The organism is Nonomuraea sp. NPDC049624 (assembly GCF_040675255.1).
Taxonomy (GTDB): domain Bacteria; phylum Actinomycetota; class Actinomycetes; order Streptosporangiales; family Streptosporangiaceae; genus Nonomuraea.
Genome location: NZ_JBFAOR010000002.1, coordinates 221,500 through 235,259, shown reverse-complemented (window position 1 = coordinate 235,259; position 13,760 = coordinate 221,500). Strand labels below are relative to the sequence as shown.

16 protein-coding genes are annotated in these 13,760 nt (G+C 70.6%); 10 read left to right on the top strand and 6 right to left on the bottom strand.

The features are described 5' to 3' along the window. The first annotated feature begins 117 nt into the window (after positions 1 to 117). Both AB0J76_RS07355 and AB0J76_RS07350 read left to right on the top strand, forming a co-directional pair. Positions 118 to 1,872 carry a DEAD/DEAH box helicase gene (locus tag AB0J76_RS07355; RefSeq protein WP_352327697.1) on the top strand — a complete coding sequence of 585 codons (1,755 nt, stop codon included), beginning with the start codon at positions 118 to 120 and terminating at the stop codon, positions 1,870 to 1,872. A gap of 164 nt (positions 1,873 to 2,036) precedes the next feature. Beyond that, a complete protein-coding gene (locus tag AB0J76_RS07350) occupies positions 2,037 to 2,414 on the top strand; it encodes an STAS domain-containing protein (RefSeq protein ID WP_352327698.1) in 378 nt (125 codons plus the stop codon). Between the two features lie 6 nt (positions 2,415 to 2,420). Here AB0J76_RS07350 and AB0J76_RS07345 read toward each other — a convergent pair whose 3' ends face one another. From AB0J76_RS07345 to AB0J76_RS07335, 3 genes are all read right to left on the bottom strand, one after another. Continuing rightward, positions 2,421 to 2,930: a hypothetical protein gene (locus tag AB0J76_RS07345; protein WP_352327699.1), complete on the bottom strand. Its 510-nt coding sequence runs from the start codon at positions 2,928 to 2,930 to the stop codon at positions 2,421 to 2,423. A 166-nt stretch (positions 2,931 to 3,096) separates the two neighbouring features. Beyond that, positions 3,097 to 3,666, bottom strand: a complete 570-nt coding sequence (locus tag AB0J76_RS07340) for a nicotinamidase (protein WP_352327700.1) — start codon at positions 3,664 to 3,666, stop codon at positions 3,097 to 3,099. A 14-nt stretch (positions 3,667 to 3,680) separates the two neighbouring features. Beyond that, a complete protein-coding gene (locus AB0J76_RS07335) occupies positions 3,681 to 4,964 on the bottom strand; it encodes a nicotinate phosphoribosyltransferase (RefSeq protein WP_352327701.1) in 1,284 nt (427 codons plus the stop codon). Positions 4,965 to 5,010: 46 nt separating this feature from the next. On the opposite strand from AB0J76_RS07335, the gene clpS reads away from it, so the two are divergent. The 5 genes from clpS (at position 5,011) to AB0J76_RS07310 (ending at position 7,612) form a co-directional block, all read left to right on the top strand. Continuing rightward, positions 5,011 to 5,304, top strand: a complete 294-nt coding sequence (gene clpS / locus AB0J76_RS07330) for an ATP-dependent Clp protease adapter ClpS (protein WP_352327702.1) — start codon at positions 5,011 to 5,013, stop codon at positions 5,302 to 5,304. Between the two features lie 10 nt (positions 5,305 to 5,314). Beyond that, positions 5,315 to 5,839 carry a DUF2017 domain-containing protein gene (locus AB0J76_RS07325; RefSeq protein ID WP_352327703.1) on the top strand — a complete coding sequence of 175 codons (525 nt, stop codon included), beginning with the start codon at positions 5,315 to 5,317 and terminating at the stop codon, positions 5,837 to 5,839. Between the two features lie 9 nt (positions 5,840 to 5,848). Beyond that, on the top strand, positions 5,849 to 6,250 hold the full coding sequence (locus tag AB0J76_RS07320) for a M67 family metallopeptidase (RefSeq protein ID WP_352327704.1): 402 nt from the start codon (positions 5,849 to 5,851) through the stop codon (positions 6,248 to 6,250). Between the two features lie 140 nt (positions 6,251 to 6,390). Next, on the top strand, positions 6,391 to 6,663 hold the full coding sequence (locus AB0J76_RS07315) for a MoaD/ThiS family protein (RefSeq protein WP_352327705.1): 273 nt from the start codon (positions 6,391 to 6,393) through the stop codon (positions 6,661 to 6,663). Position 6,664: 1 nt separating this feature from the next. Beyond that, the gene (locus AB0J76_RS07310) at positions 6,665 to 7,612 is read left to right on the top strand and encodes a cysteine synthase (RefSeq protein WP_352327706.1); all 948 of its coding nucleotides are present in this window, start codon (positions 6,665 to 6,667) and stop codon (positions 7,610 to 7,612) included. A gap of 50 nt (positions 7,613 to 7,662) precedes the next feature. Here the strand turns inward: AB0J76_RS07310 and AB0J76_RS07305 are convergent, their stop codons facing one another. Then, positions 7,663 to 9,486 (bottom strand): DUF3352 domain-containing protein, encoded by a 1,824-nt coding sequence (locus tag AB0J76_RS07305; protein ID WP_352326195.1) that lies wholly within the window; start codon positions 9,484 to 9,486, stop codon positions 7,663 to 7,665. Positions 9,487 to 9,571: 85 nt separating this feature from the next. Beyond that, complete coding sequence (locus tag AB0J76_RS07300; RefSeq protein WP_352326193.1) at positions 9,572 to 9,898, bottom strand: hypothetical protein; 327 nt, start codon at positions 9,896 to 9,898, stop codon at positions 9,572 to 9,574. Between the two features lie 136 nt (positions 9,899 to 10,034). Between AB0J76_RS07300 and AB0J76_RS07295 the strand changes: the two genes are divergently transcribed. From AB0J76_RS07295 to AB0J76_RS07285, 3 genes are all read left to right on the top strand, one after another. Next, complete coding sequence (locus AB0J76_RS07295; RefSeq protein WP_352326191.1) at positions 10,035 to 10,826, top strand: thioesterase family protein; 792 nt, start codon at positions 10,035 to 10,037, stop codon at positions 10,824 to 10,826. 85 nt (positions 10,827 to 10,911) lie between these two features. Further along, entirely contained in the window at positions 10,912 to 11,736 is an 825-nt protein-coding gene (murI, locus tag AB0J76_RS07290; RefSeq protein WP_352326190.1) for a glutamate racemase, read from the top strand. Next, positions 11,733 to 12,485, top strand: coding sequence for an MBL fold metallo-hydrolase (locus AB0J76_RS07285; RefSeq protein ID WP_352326189.1), 753 nt, complete (start codon positions 11,733 to 11,735; stop codon positions 12,483 to 12,485). The genes murI and AB0J76_RS07285 overlap by 4 nt, the downstream gene beginning before the upstream one ends. On the opposite strand, the gene AB0J76_RS07280 is transcribed toward AB0J76_RS07285, so the two are convergent. Further along, complete coding sequence (locus AB0J76_RS07280; RefSeq protein WP_352326188.1) at positions 12,470 to 13,708, bottom strand: MFS transporter; 1,239 nt, start codon at positions 13,706 to 13,708, stop codon at positions 12,470 to 12,472. The genes AB0J76_RS07285 and AB0J76_RS07280 overlap by 16 nt on opposite strands. Between the last annotated feature and the right edge of the window lie 52 nt (positions 13,709 to 13,760).

Genomic DNA, 13,760 nt, shown 5'->3' with positions numbered 1-13,760 from the left:
AGCACGTAGGGAAGACCTTGGCCAGAATCCTCGGTGCACGGCACGTCTTGTCGGTGAGCCCGATTACTCTTGGGTCACTGTGAGAGAGCGAAGCACACGAACCCCAGAGGTGATGCGGTGAGCACCTTCGCCGCGTCCCACCTTTCGCCTTCCTATCCAGACCGCGCCGCGTGGGGCACCGCGCCCAAACTGCGCGCCTGGCAGCAGCAGGCGTTCGACCTGTACTTCAGGCGCGAGCCGCGTGACTTCCTCACCGTGGCCACCCCCGGCGCGGGCAAGACGACCTACGCCCTGCGCATCGCCAGCGAGCTGCTGGCCAACGGGGTGATCAGGGCCGTCACCATCGTCACGCCCACCGAGCACCTCAAGCGCCAGTGGGCCGACGCCGCCGCCCGGGTCGGCATCGGCATCGACCCGGAGTTCAAGAACAGCCAGGGCACCACCTCGCGCGACTACACCGGGGTGGCGGTGACCTACGCGCAGGTCGCGATGCACCCCGCGCTCCACCGCGCGCGCACCGAGGCCCGCAAGACGCTGGTCATCTTCGACGAGATCCACCACGCGGGCGACGCCAAGTCGTGGGGCGACGGCGTGCGCGAGGCGTTCGAGCCCGCCACCCGCCGGCTCCAGCTCACCGGCACGCCGTTCAGGTCCGACGACAACCCGATCCCGTTCGTCGGCTACGAGGAGGACGCCGAGGGCGTCAAGCGCAGCGTCTCCGACTTCTCCTACGGCTACGGCCCCGCGCTCGACGACGGCGTCGTCCGTCCGGTGATCTTCCTGGCCTACTCGGGCGAGATGAAGTGGCGCACCCGCGCGGGCGACGAGATCGCCGCGACGCTCGGCACCCCGCTCACCAAGGATCAGCTGTCCCAGGCGTGGCGGGCCGCGCTCGACCCCAAGGGCGACTGGATCCGCCAGGTCATGCAGGCCGCCGACCGCCGCCTGACCGAGGTCCGCCGGGGCGTGCCCGACGCGGGCGGCCTGGTGATCGCCACCGACCACGAGACCGCCCGCGCCTACGCCCGCCACCTGCGCAACATCACCGGCGAGGGCGCGACGGTGGTCCTGTCCGACGACCCGGGGGCGTCCAAGAAGATCAAGCAGTTCGCCGCCTCCCACGACCGGTGGCTGGTGGCCGTCCGCATGGTCTCCGAGGGGGTCGACATCCCGCGCCTGTGCGTGGGCGTCTACGCCACCTCGACTTCCACCCCGCTCTTCTTCGCCCAGGCCGTGGGCCGGTTCGTGCGCGCCCGCAAGCGCGGCGAGACCGCCTCGGTCTTCCTCCCCTCGGTGCCCACCCTCATGGGGCTGGCCAACGAGATGGAGGTCGAGCGCGACCACGTGCTCAACAAGAAGCCTCCGGAGGACGGCCTCGACGACAGCCTGCTGGAGCAGGCCAACCGGCAGAAGGACAACCCCGACGTCCTGGGCGACGAGCTGCCGTTCGAGACGATGGAGACCTCGGCCACCTTCGACCGCGTGCTCTTCGACGGCGGCGAGTTCGGCACCGGCGCGGAGATCGGCTCGGCCGAGGAGGAGGACTTCCTCGGCCTGCCCGGCCTCCTGGAGCCCGACCAGGTGGCCACCCTGCTCCGCAAGCGCCAGTCCGACCAGCAGGCCGCCAGGCGCAAGCAGGGGCCGGCCGAGCAGCCCAAGGAGACGCTCGCCCCGCACGAGCAGATCGCCGAGCTCAGGCGCGAGCTCAACGGCCTGGTCGGCGCCTGGAACCACCGCACGGGCCAGCCCCACGGCGTCATCCACGCCGAGCTGCGCCGCACGTGCGGCGGCCCGCCGATCGCGCAGGCCACGGCCGAGCAGATCCAGGAGCGCATCGACGCCATCCGCCGCTGGGCCACCCAGCGGCGCTAGCCGCGCCCCTTCGCCGGTCCCCCGCGAACCGGCGAAGGGGCCCGGCGCGGGTCAGGCAGGGGACCCTGCACATTTGGACACAGAGCAGTGACCTTCCGTTAGAAGGCCGGCCAGAACGGCAACAACCTTCTTGGCCGTCTTGGGACACAAGAAGGATCTCGCCCATGTCGTCTGAGGCCCCCGGCAGGCCGACCCTCATCGTCGCTTCCGGCCTCTCCCGAAACGCCGTCATCATCCGGCTCGAAGGCGAGCTCGACGTCCACGCGATCCCGATCCTGCGCGAGCACCTGCGGCGCGTGTGGGAGCTTCCGGCCGAGCCGTTCCTGATCCTCGACCTCGGCGCGGTCGCCTTCTGCGACTCGATGGGCATGAACGAGCTCGTCGAGGTCATGCAGCGGTGCGAGTCGAGGGGCACCAGGCTGCTGCTCGCGGGGGTGCACGGGGTGATGGCGCGGGTGTTGTCGATCACGGGGCTGCGGCACGCGTTCGAGGTGTTCGCCCGGTTCGACGACGCCCTGCGGCTGGCCGTGGCGACCCTCTAGGGCGCTCTAGAGGCCGGCGGGGGCCGGGATCCTCCTGCCGGAGCGGCCGTCCACCGGGATGTAGCGCTCCTTGCCCGGCAGCGGGACGGTCAGCGCGGCCCGGCCGTCCTTGACGCGGACGGGGAGGGTGCGCACGCCCTGATGGTCGCCGCTCAGCGGCCCCTCGTGCACCCACACCAGCAGCCGGCGGCCCTCGGGACGGGCGATCACCTTGGCCGTCGCGCACTCGCGCGGCGCCGCCGACCACGACAGCACGAGCTGCCGGCCCACCCTGGCCCACTGGGGGATCGGGGTGCGCTCGTCGCAGGCGGGCAGCGCGGGCACCGGCGGCATGTCGTGGGCCACGACGGCGGGGCCGCGGCCGGAGGGCACGTCGCCCATCGCGACCGTCGCGACCTCCAGCAACGCCAGCGTCACGACCGCCCCCACCCGCGCCCCCGGACGGCCCTTGACGAGCACCCAGAGGGCGAGAGGGGCGAGCAGCAGCCAGGCCACGCCCAGGGAGATGGCAAGCATGAGGAACCTCGCACAGGATGAAGAGATATGACTCTACGTACTACTTCGACTGCGGAGAGGTCAGGTCATCCTTGAATATCACATGACCGCAGGGTTGCGCACTGTGTACCGTCCGTGATCAGGCTCGGTCGCGGCACAACCGCGGGTCGTCCCCGGGCGGGGCCGGTCAGCCCGCCTTGGGCGTGCCCTCCAGCGTGACGCCCGCGGCCTCCATCTGGGCCATGGCCGACTGCGTGGTCGCCGGGGAGACGCCCGCGGTGAGGTCGAGCAGCACCCGCACGGCCAGGCCGTTGGCCGCCGCGTCGAGCGCCGTCGCGCGCACGCAGTGGTCGGTGGCGATGCCCACCACGTCGACCTCGGTCACCCCGCGCTCGCGCAGCCAGTCGGCCAGCGGCGCGCCGTCGCCCGAGGCGCCCTCGAAGCCGCTGTAGGCCGCCGCGTGGGCGCCCTTGCTGAAGACCTCCTCCACCTCCGACACGTCGAAGGAGGGGTGGAAGTCGGCGCCGGGGGTGCCGGCCACGCAGTGGGCGGGCCAGGACGTGACGTAGTCGGGGGTGTCCGAGAAGTGGGTGCCGGGGTCGACGTGGTGGTCACGGGTGGCCACGACGTGGTCGTAGCCGTGCTCGCCGAGATGGCGGGTGATCGCGGCGGCCACCTCCGAGCCGCCTGCCACGGCCAGGCTGCCACCCTCGCAGAAGTCGTTCTGCACATCGACGATGATCAACGCGGTGCCCATAAGAGCACGATACGTCAGACGAACTCCGTGGGGATCGCCGCGTACCCCCTCCCGAGGTGCAGCGCCTCCTGGGGGAGCAGCGCGACGGCCGCGGCGTGGCGGTCACGGGCGGCCGACAGGGGCTCCCGGCCGACGACCTCGCCGTCGCGCACCAGTTCGTGCAGCAGGGGGATGCCGCCGTCGGGGACGACGCCGCCGGTCGTGATCAGCTCGGTCTCGACGTGCCCGGCGTCGTCCAGCAGCCGGTACGCCTCCTTGCGCCCCCCGCGCGACGGCTTGCCCACCGACCGCTTGGCCACGGCCTCCAGGCGGCCCGCCCCGGTCTCCCGCGCCACCAGCTTGTACACCAGGGCCGCCGTGGGGACGCCGGACCCGGTCACCAGGGAGGTGCCCACGCCGTAGCCGTCCACCGGGGCGGCGGCGAGCGCGGCGATGGCGTACTCGTCGAGGTCGGAGGTGACCACGATGCGGGTGTCGAAGGCGCCGAGCGAGTCGAGCAGCTCGCGCACCTCCTGCGCGGCGGCGGCCAGGTCGCCGGAGTCGATGCGGACCGCGCCCAGCTTGTTGCCGGCCAGCTCGACCGCCGTGCGCACCGCCTGCGCCACGTCGTAGGTGTCCACCAGCAGGGTCGTGCCCACGCCGAGGGAGGCGATCTGGGCCTCGAACGCGTCCCGCTCGGAGTCGTGCAGCAGGGTGAAGGCGTGCGCGGCCGTGCCCGCCGTGGGGACGCCGTACACGTGGCCGGCCATGAGGTTGGAGGTGGAGGCGAACCCGGCGATGTAGGCGGCGCGGGCGGCGGCGACGGCGGCGTACTCGTGCGTGCGGCGCGAGCCCATCTCGATGAGCGGGCGGTTGCCGGCGGCGTTGGTCATGCGGGAGGCGGCCGAGGCGATGGCGCAGTCGTGGTTGAGTATCGACAGCGTCAGCGTCTCCAGCAGCACGGCCTCGGCGAAGGTGCCCTCGACGATCATGATCGGGGAGGCGGGGAAGTACAGGTCGCCCTCGCGGTAGCCGTAGACGTTCCCGGAAAACCGGTAATCGGCGAGAAACGCCAGAGTCGATTCGTCGACCACCTCCTGCTCGCGGAGAAAGGTGAGTTCTTCGTCACCGAAACGGAAGCGTTCGAGCTCGTCCAGGACGCGTCCGGTGCCGGCCACGACCCCGTACCGGCGGCCGCCCGGCAGGTGCCTGGCGAACACCTCGAAGACCGCCCGCCGGTGCGCCGCGCCGCTGCGCAGCGCCGCCTGGAGCATCGTCAGCTCATAGTGATCTGTGAGCAACGCAGTGCTCATGGTCATTCTCACGACTCGAAGACTACGACCCAGATAGGGCAGACTCGGGGATGTGGGTAGCACCGCTCCAATCACCGTCGAGCGTCCGTCATCGGACGTCCGGCCCGATCTGCCATGGGTGACCATCGTCTGGAACGACCCGGTCAACCTCATGTCCTACGTGACCTATGTCTTCCAAACCGTCTTCGGCTACACCAAGGAGAAGGCGGAGAGACTGATGCTGGACGTCCACCAAAAGGGCAAGGCGGTCGTGTCCAGTGGCACGCGCGAAGAGATGGAACGCGATGTGCAGATTCTTCACTCCTACGGCCTGTGGGCGACGGTCCAGCCGGATTCGGTCAAGTGAGGCGGCGGCGGTGAGTTCGGGGTTCTCGGCCGGGCGCGACGGCTCGGTCATCGCGCAGTTCGAGTCCGCGGAGGTCTCGCTGCTGCGCTCGCTCGTCTCGATGCTGCTCGGCCTGGTCGCGCCGGGGGAGACCAGCGACGATCCGCTGGAGCGGGCGCTCGGCATCGGGGCGGCCCAGGCGCCCACCGATCCGGTGCTGGCCCGGCTGTTCCCCTCGGCCTACGAGGACGAGCAGGAGGCCTCGGAGTTCCGCCGCTACACCGAGGCCACGCTGCGCGACGGCAAGCGCGCCGACGCCCAGACCGTCCTGGACACCGCCCGGCCGGGCGCCGCCGAGCTGACGCCGGAGCAGGCCCAGGCGTGGCTGCGCTCGCTCAACGACGTGCGTCTGACGCTCGGCACCAAGCTCGACGTGACCGAGGAGATCCACGACGAGATCGCCATGATGTCCGAGGACGACCCCCGCTACCCGGCCTACGTCACCTACGACTGGCTGACCTACCTCCAAGACAGCCTGGTCCGCGCCCTCTGGTAGCTTCCGGGCATGCTCACGATCTCGCAGGAACTGGTGGACAAGATCGTCGCGCACGCCCGGGCCGACCATCCCGACGAGGCGTGCGGGGTGATCGCCGGCCGCGACGGCGTGCCCGAGCGGTTCGTCCCGATGGAGAACGCCGAGCGTTCGCCCACCTTCTACCGGTTCGACTCCATGGAGCAACTGCGCGTCTGGCGGGAGATGGACGACCGCGACGAGGAGCCCGTCGTGATCTACCACTCCCACACCGCCACCGAGGCGTACCCGTCGCGCACCGACGTGTCCTACGCCTCCGAGCCGCAGGCCCACTACGTCCTGGTCTCGACCAGGGACGAGAACGAGGTCGAGTTCCGCTCCTACCGGATCCTCGACGGAGTGATCGAGGAGGAAGAGGTAAGATTCCTCCCATGATGGTCCGGCCGGTGCAGAGCTACCTCTTCGCGCACACCCCGGCCGTCGTCGTCTACGACTGTCGCTGATCTGGAATCCGTACCAAGCCATCGGTGTTGCCGCCGATGGGACGACGACCAGATAAGAGGAGAATGACCGCGATGGCCATCGAGGTTCGCATTCCCACCATCCTGCGCAACTACACCGACGGCGCCAAGGCCGTCGACGCCGAGGGCGCCACCCTCGACGAGCTGATCAGCAACCTTGAGTCGCGCCACCCCGGCATCAAGGACCGCCTGGTCGACCAGGGCAGCCTGCGCCGCTTCGTCAACGTCTACCTCAACGACGAAGACGTGCGCTTCCTCGGCGGCCTCGGCACCCCGGTGTCCGACGGCGACACCGTGACCGTGCTGCCCGCCGTCGCCGGCGGGTGACATGCGGTTCGACTCGCTGATCGACTCGGTCGGGCGCACGCCGCTCGTCGGGCTGCCCCGGCTGTCGCCCTCGCCCGAGGTGCGCGTCTGGGCCAAGCTCGAGGACCGCAACCCGACCGGGTCGATCAAGGACCGGCCCGCGCTGTGGATGATCGAGCAGGCCGAGAAGGACGGCCTGCTCACGCCCGGCTGCACGATCCTGGAGCCCACCAGCGGCAACACCGGCATCTCGCTGGCGATGTCGGCCAGGCTCAAGGGCTACCGGCTGGTCTGCGTGATGCCGGAGAACACCTCCGAGGAACGCCGTCAGCTCCTGCGCATGTGGGGCGCGGAGATCATCTCCTCGCCCGCCGCGGGCGGCTCCAACGAGGCCGTCCGGGTGGCCAAGGGCCTGGCCGCGGAGAACCCGTCCTGGGTGATGCTCTACCAGTACGGAAACCCGGCCAACTGGCGCTCCCACTACGAGACCACCGGCCCGGAGATCCTGGCCGACCTGCCCACGGTCACCCACTTCGTGGCCGGGCTCGGCACGACGGGCACGCTCATGGGCGTCGGCCGGTTCCTGCGGGAACGGGTGCCCGGCGTGCAGATCGTCGCCGCCGAGCCGCGCTACGGCGAGCTGGTCTACGGCCTGCGCAACGTCGACGAGGGCTTCATCCCCGAGCTGTACGACGAGTCGGTGCTGACCACCCGCTTCTCCGTCGGCTCGGCCGACGCGCTGCGGCGCACCCGCGAGCTGCTGGCCGCCGAGGGCATCTTCGCGGGCGTCTCGACCGGCGCCGCGCTGCACGCCGCGCTGGGCGTGGCCGCGAAGGCCGTCAAGGCGGGCGAGCGGGCCGACGTCGTCTTCGTGGTGGCCGACGGCGGCTGGAAGTACCTGTCCACGGGCGCCTACGACGGCACCCTGGAGGAGGCGGAAGAGCGCCTCGAAGGCCAGCTCTGGGCCTGAGGACATGAGGGAGGGGGGCGGCCGGAACGGCCGCCCCCCTTCTTTCGTGGTCAGTTGAACAGCACCCGCAGCGAGAAGTCCGCCTCGGTGGCGCTCTGCTTGCCGCTCAGCCCGACGGCCCGCAGGACCTGCACGTTGGCCTTCTCGTCGCCCTCCATGCTCTGCAGGTACAGGTGCTCGACCTTGTCGAGGTCCACGAAGAGCGCGAAGGTGGCCTCGCCGGCGTCGGGGATCGCGGTCTGGAACGTCTCGGAGTCGCCCAGCGTGCCCTCCTCGGCCAGCTTCTTGGCGTACTCCTCGCTCGTCGCCGCCGTGAAGACGCCGTCACCGGGCACCTTGGCGAGCTGCGGAGCGGGCTGCCCGCTGTCCGCCAGCGCCTTCTCGATCTTGCCGAGGACCGCCTGGGCCTTGGCCGGGTCGGTGACCACGCGCACGCCCGCCTTGATCTGGTCGCCGTCCAGGCCCTGGCTGTCCACCGCGACCGTGAAGTTCTTGCCGAGCACCGTGGCGAGGTCGCCGGGCAGGTCGAGGCCGAACTTGGTCTTGGCCTGGTCGAGCAGCTGCTGGACCTCGGCGCCGCCACTGGCCGCGGCCGACTTCTGGATCTGGGCCCACTGCTTGGTGATCATCTGGTCCAGGCCGGAGACCGACAGGGCCCCGGCGGTGCCGGCGGGCAGCGTGCCCAGTGCGGCGGGCTGGAGGTCGTCCGCGGTGACGCCCTTGGCGCCCCTGACCAGGCCGGCCAGCTCGACGTAGGCGCTGTCGAAGCGCAGCGCGCCGGCGAACCGGGCGTCCTTGATGGGCTCGATGCTCGCGGCCTGCTCGGCGGGGATGGGGGTGAGCTTGGCCAGCGCGCCCATGTCCGCCCAGAACGACAACACGCCCTGCTCGCCGACGTCGCCCATGTCGTCGTTGAACTCGCTGTTGTCGGCGAGGGTGGCCTCGCCCTTCGCGAACTTGTCGGCCAGCGCCTGGGTCGAGGACAGCAGCGCGTAGTCGTCGCGGAAGGCGATGCCGTACTTGTCGCCGTCCATGAGCTTGGCGATGCCCGCCTTGGCCTGCGCCTGGTCCTTGACCTGCACGGCGACCGCGAAGTCGGGCTCGGACCGGCCGGAGGGCACAGCGGCGAAACCGACCCTGCTGCCCAGCCACGGGTCCACGTCCTTGGCGAAGTCGACCTTCTTCTCGCCGGTTTCGTTGACCAGGTTGAACAGGGCCTGGCGCGGGTCCTCGCCGGTGAAGGAGCCCTTGGTGACCGTGAACTTCCTGGCGAGCTGGAACAGCGCCAGCTTCTGGTTCGCGGCCGGGTCGAGGTCGAGGCGGGCGTAGGCGATCGCGTTGGCGGGCAGGACCTCGTTCGGCTGCGTGCCGCCGCCGCCGATCGCGCCCACGGCCCACACCGCGCCGCCGCCGAGCAGCACCACCGCGAGCGCCGCCGCGCCGGCGATCAGCCAGCCCTTGCGGCTGCCCTTCTTCGCCGGTTGGGGCGGGCCGAATCCCTCGGGGCCCTGCTGCTGCCAACCTTGCTGCGCGTACTGGTCCTGCTGCTGCCAGCCCTGCTGGTGCTGCTGGGCGTAAGGGTCCTGCGGCGGCCAGGTCTGCTGCTGCTGTGGTTGCTGTTGCTGTTGCCAGCCCTGCTGGGCCTGGCCGCCGTACGGGGCGCCGTAGGCGGGTTGCTGGCCGTAGGCGGATTGAGGGCTGTAAGCCGGCTGCCCGTACGAAGCCCCCTGCCCCGGCTGGGGGGCCTGCTGACCATAGGGCTGCTGGTACGGCTGCTGCGGCTGGTACGGCTGCTCCTGCGGCTGGTCCCAGCCTCCTCGGTACGCCGTGGTGCGCTCAGGATCCTGGCCAGGTGGGGGATTATTCGCAGACATCACTCAACTCACAATGTGGACTTTTGACCACAGAGAAGGTAGCTGATGTTGCTAGATGGCCGCTTGCAATGTGCTGAAGTCGGGATTAGGCCCGGTTCAGCTCTTTTTTCAGCACATCGAGGTGGACTTCGCCGCCTGTCCAGTCCGTCACGCAGGCCCAGGGAACGAACGTGCACCCGGCGTACACCGTGCGTGCCAGCGTCTTGGACAGCCAGGGGGAGCGGCCCTGGCGGTCACGGGTGAGCCCGAGCAGGACGGGCGCCCGCCGTCCCGAGACGACCAGCCCGTAGACCGTCTGGCTCTGCTGGAGCCCGCCCCTGTGCTTGTGGGCGCGGATGTCGACGACGTGACCGACCCAGATCCCGTTGGAGTCCCACACCGACTGACCGATGAGTTCGGTGACAGTTGCCATGATCGAACTGTCCCATCCGGATGATGTTTCCGCAGGTAGGCGCGCTGATCTGGGAACGGCGTGGTGCGAACGCCGCAGCCCCGCGTAAAGTGGGGGACTACTAGAATATAGTTCCGTACGGTGAAGGCAGGGCGGGATGACCAAGTTCGACGAGGCCACACAGGCGATCAGGGTCGACGAGACCACCTATGACGTGTGCCTCGACCCCGGATACTCCATCGGCGGCCCGCTCAACGGCGGCTACCTGATGGCCGTGGTCCTGCGCGCCGCCGTGGACGCCTCGCCGTTCGAGCACCCGGTGAGCACCACCTCGCAGTTCCTCAGATCACCGGTCGCCGGCCCCGCCCAGGTCCGGGTCGAGCCGCTGAAGTCGGGCCGCACGGCCGCGTTCGCCCGGGCCACCCTCGTCCAGGACGGCGTGCCGAAGATCGAGAGCCTGATCACCACCGCCACCCTGACCGGCGCCGACCCCGTCTACACCGACGCGCCCTCGGTCGTCATGCCGTCCGTCGAGGAGTGCGTCAAGCTGCCCGACCCCAAGCCCGAGAACAACATGACCCTCAACGCCCAGATGGACATGCGCTTCGACCCGCCCACCATCGCCTGGCTGGCCGGCGAGCCGACGGGCAGGCCGGAGTCGCGGGCGTACTTCAGGATGGCCGAGCCGCAGGACGCCGACCCGTACGTGCTGGCCCTGGCCGTGGACGCGCTGCCGCCCGTGGTGTTCTCCGCCGGCGCCCGCGGCTGGGCGCCCACCGTCGAGCTCACCTGGCACCTGCGCGCCCTGCCCGCCCCCGGCTGGCTCACCCTGATCGGCAGCGGCCGGCTCATTTCGGACGGCTGGTTCGACGAGGAGGTCGAGGTCTGGGACTCCGCGGGCCGGCTCGTGGCCCAGTCGCGCCAGCTCGCCAGGGTCGGCAGGGGCTGATGTGAGCAACACGACAGTCGCGCCTTCATCAGGTGTGAGCATTCTTACGCGGTGTTGATCGAGCAGGTCGCCTACCCTCTAGAACGTGCCGGACGAGAGTATTGGGATCTTCGACAGCGGGGTGGGCGGCCTGACGGTCGCGCGCGCGATCATCGACCAGCTGCCCCACGAGTCGATCACCTACGTGGCCGACACGGCCCGCCAGCCGTACGGGCCGAAACCCATCGCGGAGCTGCGCGCCTACGCCCTTGAGGTGATGGACCACCTCGTCGAGCAGGACGTCAAGATGCTCGTCATCGCGTGCAACAGCGCCAGCGCCGCCGTCCTGCGCGACGCCCGCGAGCGCTACGACGTGCCGGTCGTCGAGGTGATCCAGCCCGCCACCAGGCGGGCGGTGCGCGCCACCCGCACCGGCCGGGTCGGCGTGATCGCCACCCAGGCCACCATCACGTCGCTGGCCTACCACGACGCCTTCACCGCGGCCCCCGACGTGCAGCTCACCGGCGTGGCCGCGCCCCGGCTGGTGGAGTACGTCGAGCGCGGGGAGACGATGAGCAAGGAGCTCATCGACGTCCTGCGCGACTACCTGGAGCCGATCAGGGCGGCCGGCTGCGACACGCTCATCCTCGGCTGCACCCACTACCCGCTGCTCACCGGCGCGATCTCCTACGTCGTCGGCGACGGGGTCACGCTGGTCTCCAGCGCCGACGAGACGGCCAAGGACGTCTACCGGATCCTGCACGACCGCGGACTGGCGGCGGGAGGCGAGGCCACCCCCCGGCACCGCTTCCGCGCCACCGGCGACTCCCACCTCTTCGCCCGCCTCGGCAGGCGGTTCCTGGGCCCGGAGATCGACGTGGTCGAAGTCGCGCCAGTGGGGGGTACTACCTTTAGCGGGAGGCCCACATGAAGGTGACCATCGTCGGCTGCTCGGGCAGCTACCCCGGCCCCGACAGCCCAGCGTCCTGCTACCTCGTCGAGGCCGAGGGGTTCAGGATGCTGCTCGACCTCGGCAACGGGTCGCTCGGCGCGCTCCAGCGCCATATCGGCCTCTACGACGTGGACGCCATCTGCCTGTCCCATCTGCACGCCGACCACTGCCTCGACGTCTGCGGTTACCACGTGGCCCGCACGTACGGGCCCGACGCGCCGTACCCGCCCGTGCCGGTCTACGCGCCGGAGGGGGCGCCGGCCCGGCTCGCGGCCGCGTACGGGATGCCGGACGAGCCCGGCCTGGAGACCGCCTTCGACTTCACGCCGCTGTCGCCCGGCTCGTTCGAGGTGGGGCCGTTCATCGTCACCGCCGGCCTGGTGAACCATCCGGTCGAGGCGTACGGGTTCCGAGTGGCCAGCGACGACGTGTGCGTGGCGTACTCGGGGGACACCGGGGAGTCGGCGGAGCTGGTCAAGCTGGCCGCGGGGGCCGACCTCTTGTTGTGCGAGGCTTCGTTCGTCGAGGGGCCCGACCTGCCGCCCGACCTGCACCTGACCGGCCGTCAGGCGGCCGAGCACGCGGCCAAGGCCAACGCGGGCAGGCTCGTGCTCACCCATCTGGTGCCGTGGAACGACAACGCCAGAGTGCTGCAGGACGCGTCGAGGGGCGGCTACGCCGGGCCGATCGAGCTGGCCCGCAGCGGCGCGGTCTACGACCTGGCCTGAGCGTCGTCGAAGTCGCGTAATCGGGGCAGCGGCGAGAACAGCAACGGCACGAACGACACGACCCGGCCGATCATGAACACCCACAAGGCCGTCCGCACGCCGAACTGCTGGGCGACGATCCCGCCGAGCAGCGCGCCCAGCGGGACCGAGGCCCACGTCAACGACCGGAACGAGGCGTTGACCCGGCCCAGCAGCTGCTCGGGAACCGTCGTCTGCCGGTAGGTGACCTGGCCGACCGTGCCCAGCGTCGAGCTCCACGACAACGCGACCGAGGTGACGGCGAAGAACGCCACCCGCCAGTCGGCCTGGGTCATCGGCAGCAGCAGAGCGAAGGGCGCCGGCACGGTGAGGGAGAGCCAGGTGATCCTGGCCGTGCCGACCTTCCTGGCCAGCAGCGCGCCGAGCAGGCCCGCGGCCACGCCGCCGAACCCGCCGGACATGAGCAGCACGCCGATGAGAGCCGGCGCCAGGCCCACCTCCTCGGCCAGGAACAACACCGACAGGCCGAGCACGGCGCCGACCGTCAGGTTCGCCATCACCGAGGACGCGGCGAACATGCGCAGCAGGCGGTCGCGCCACACGTAGCGCAGGCCCACGCCGATGCCGCGCAGCAACGGCTCGGGCTCGCCCGTCGCCGGCGGCTTGTCCGGGGTCTTGATGCTGCTGAGGAACAGCGCCGACGTCAGCGAGCCCAGCGCGGTGGCGAGCATCGTGAACGGCGCGCCGACGAGCTGCACCAGCAGGCCGCCGACGCCCGGCCCGGCCAGGAAGCCGCCGGAGCGCACCACCTCCAGCTTGGAGTTGCCGTCGCCGAGCTGCCGCGCGCTCACCAGGCTGGGCAGGTACGTCTGGTCCGCGACGTCGTTGAACACCTGCGCCGCGCCCGCCAGGAAGGCGACCGCGAACATCATCCCGATCGACAGCACGCCCAGTTGCGCCGCCAGCGGAATGCTCGCCAGCAGCACGAACCTGGCCAGATCGGTGACCATCATCACGCGGCGCCGGCGCATCCGGTCGACCCACACCCCCGCGGGCAGGCCGAGGACGAGGAACGCGGCGGTCTGCAGCGCGGACAGCAGAGCCACCTGGGCCGGCTGCGCGTGCAGCGTGACGACCGCCACCAGCGGGAGGGCCACGCGCGAGATATTCGCTCCCAGTTCGTTCCCCACGTGCGACGTCAGGAACCGGAGGAAGTCAGGGTTTCGCAACACCCCCGTTGTCATTGCGTAAGGATCCATGTGTCGGACACATTTGGTCAAGAGTGTCGTGCCGCGG

Coding starts and splice junctions, on each gene's coding strand:
- AB0J76_RS07350 (WP_352327698.1), top strand. CDS start 2,037: ATGTCGTCTGAGGCCCCCGGCAGGCCGACCCTCATCGTCGCTTCCGGC.
- AB0J76_RS07345 (WP_352327699.1), bottom strand. CDS start 2,930: ATGCTTGCCATCTCCCTGGGCGTGGCCTGGCTGCTGCTCGCCCCTCTC.
- AB0J76_RS07340 (WP_352327700.1), bottom strand. CDS start 3,666: ATGGGCACCGCGTTGATCATCGTCGATGTGCAGAACGACTTCTGCGAG.
- AB0J76_RS07335 (WP_352327701.1), bottom strand. CDS start 4,964: ATGACCATGAGCACTGCGTTGCTCACAGATCACTATGAGCTGACGATG.
- AB0J76_RS07320 (WP_352327704.1), top strand. CDS start 5,849: ATGCTCACGATCTCGCAGGAACTGGTGGACAAGATCGTCGCGCACGCC.
- AB0J76_RS07315 (WP_352327705.1), top strand. CDS start 6,391: ATGGCCATCGAGGTTCGCATTCCCACCATCCTGCGCAACTACACCGAC.
- AB0J76_RS07310 (WP_352327706.1), top strand. CDS start 6,665: ATGCGGTTCGACTCGCTGATCGACTCGGTCGGGCGCACGCCGCTCGTC.
- AB0J76_RS07305 (WP_352326195.1), bottom strand. CDS start 9,486: ATGTCTGCGAATAATCCCCCACCTGGCCAGGATCCTGAGCGCACCACG.
- AB0J76_RS07300 (WP_352326193.1), bottom strand. CDS start 9,898: ATGGCAACTGTCACCGAACTCATCGGTCAGTCGGTGTGGGACTCCAAC.
- AB0J76_RS07295 (WP_352326191.1), top strand. CDS start 10,035: ATGACCAAGTTCGACGAGGCCACACAGGCGATCAGGGTCGACGAGACC.
- AB0J76_RS07285 (WP_352326189.1), top strand. CDS start 11,733: ATGAAGGTGACCATCGTCGGCTGCTCGGGCAGCTACCCCGGCCCCGAC.
- AB0J76_RS07280 (WP_352326188.1), bottom strand. CDS start 13,708: ATGACAACGGGGGTGTTGCGAAACCCTGACTTCCTCCGGTTCCTGACG.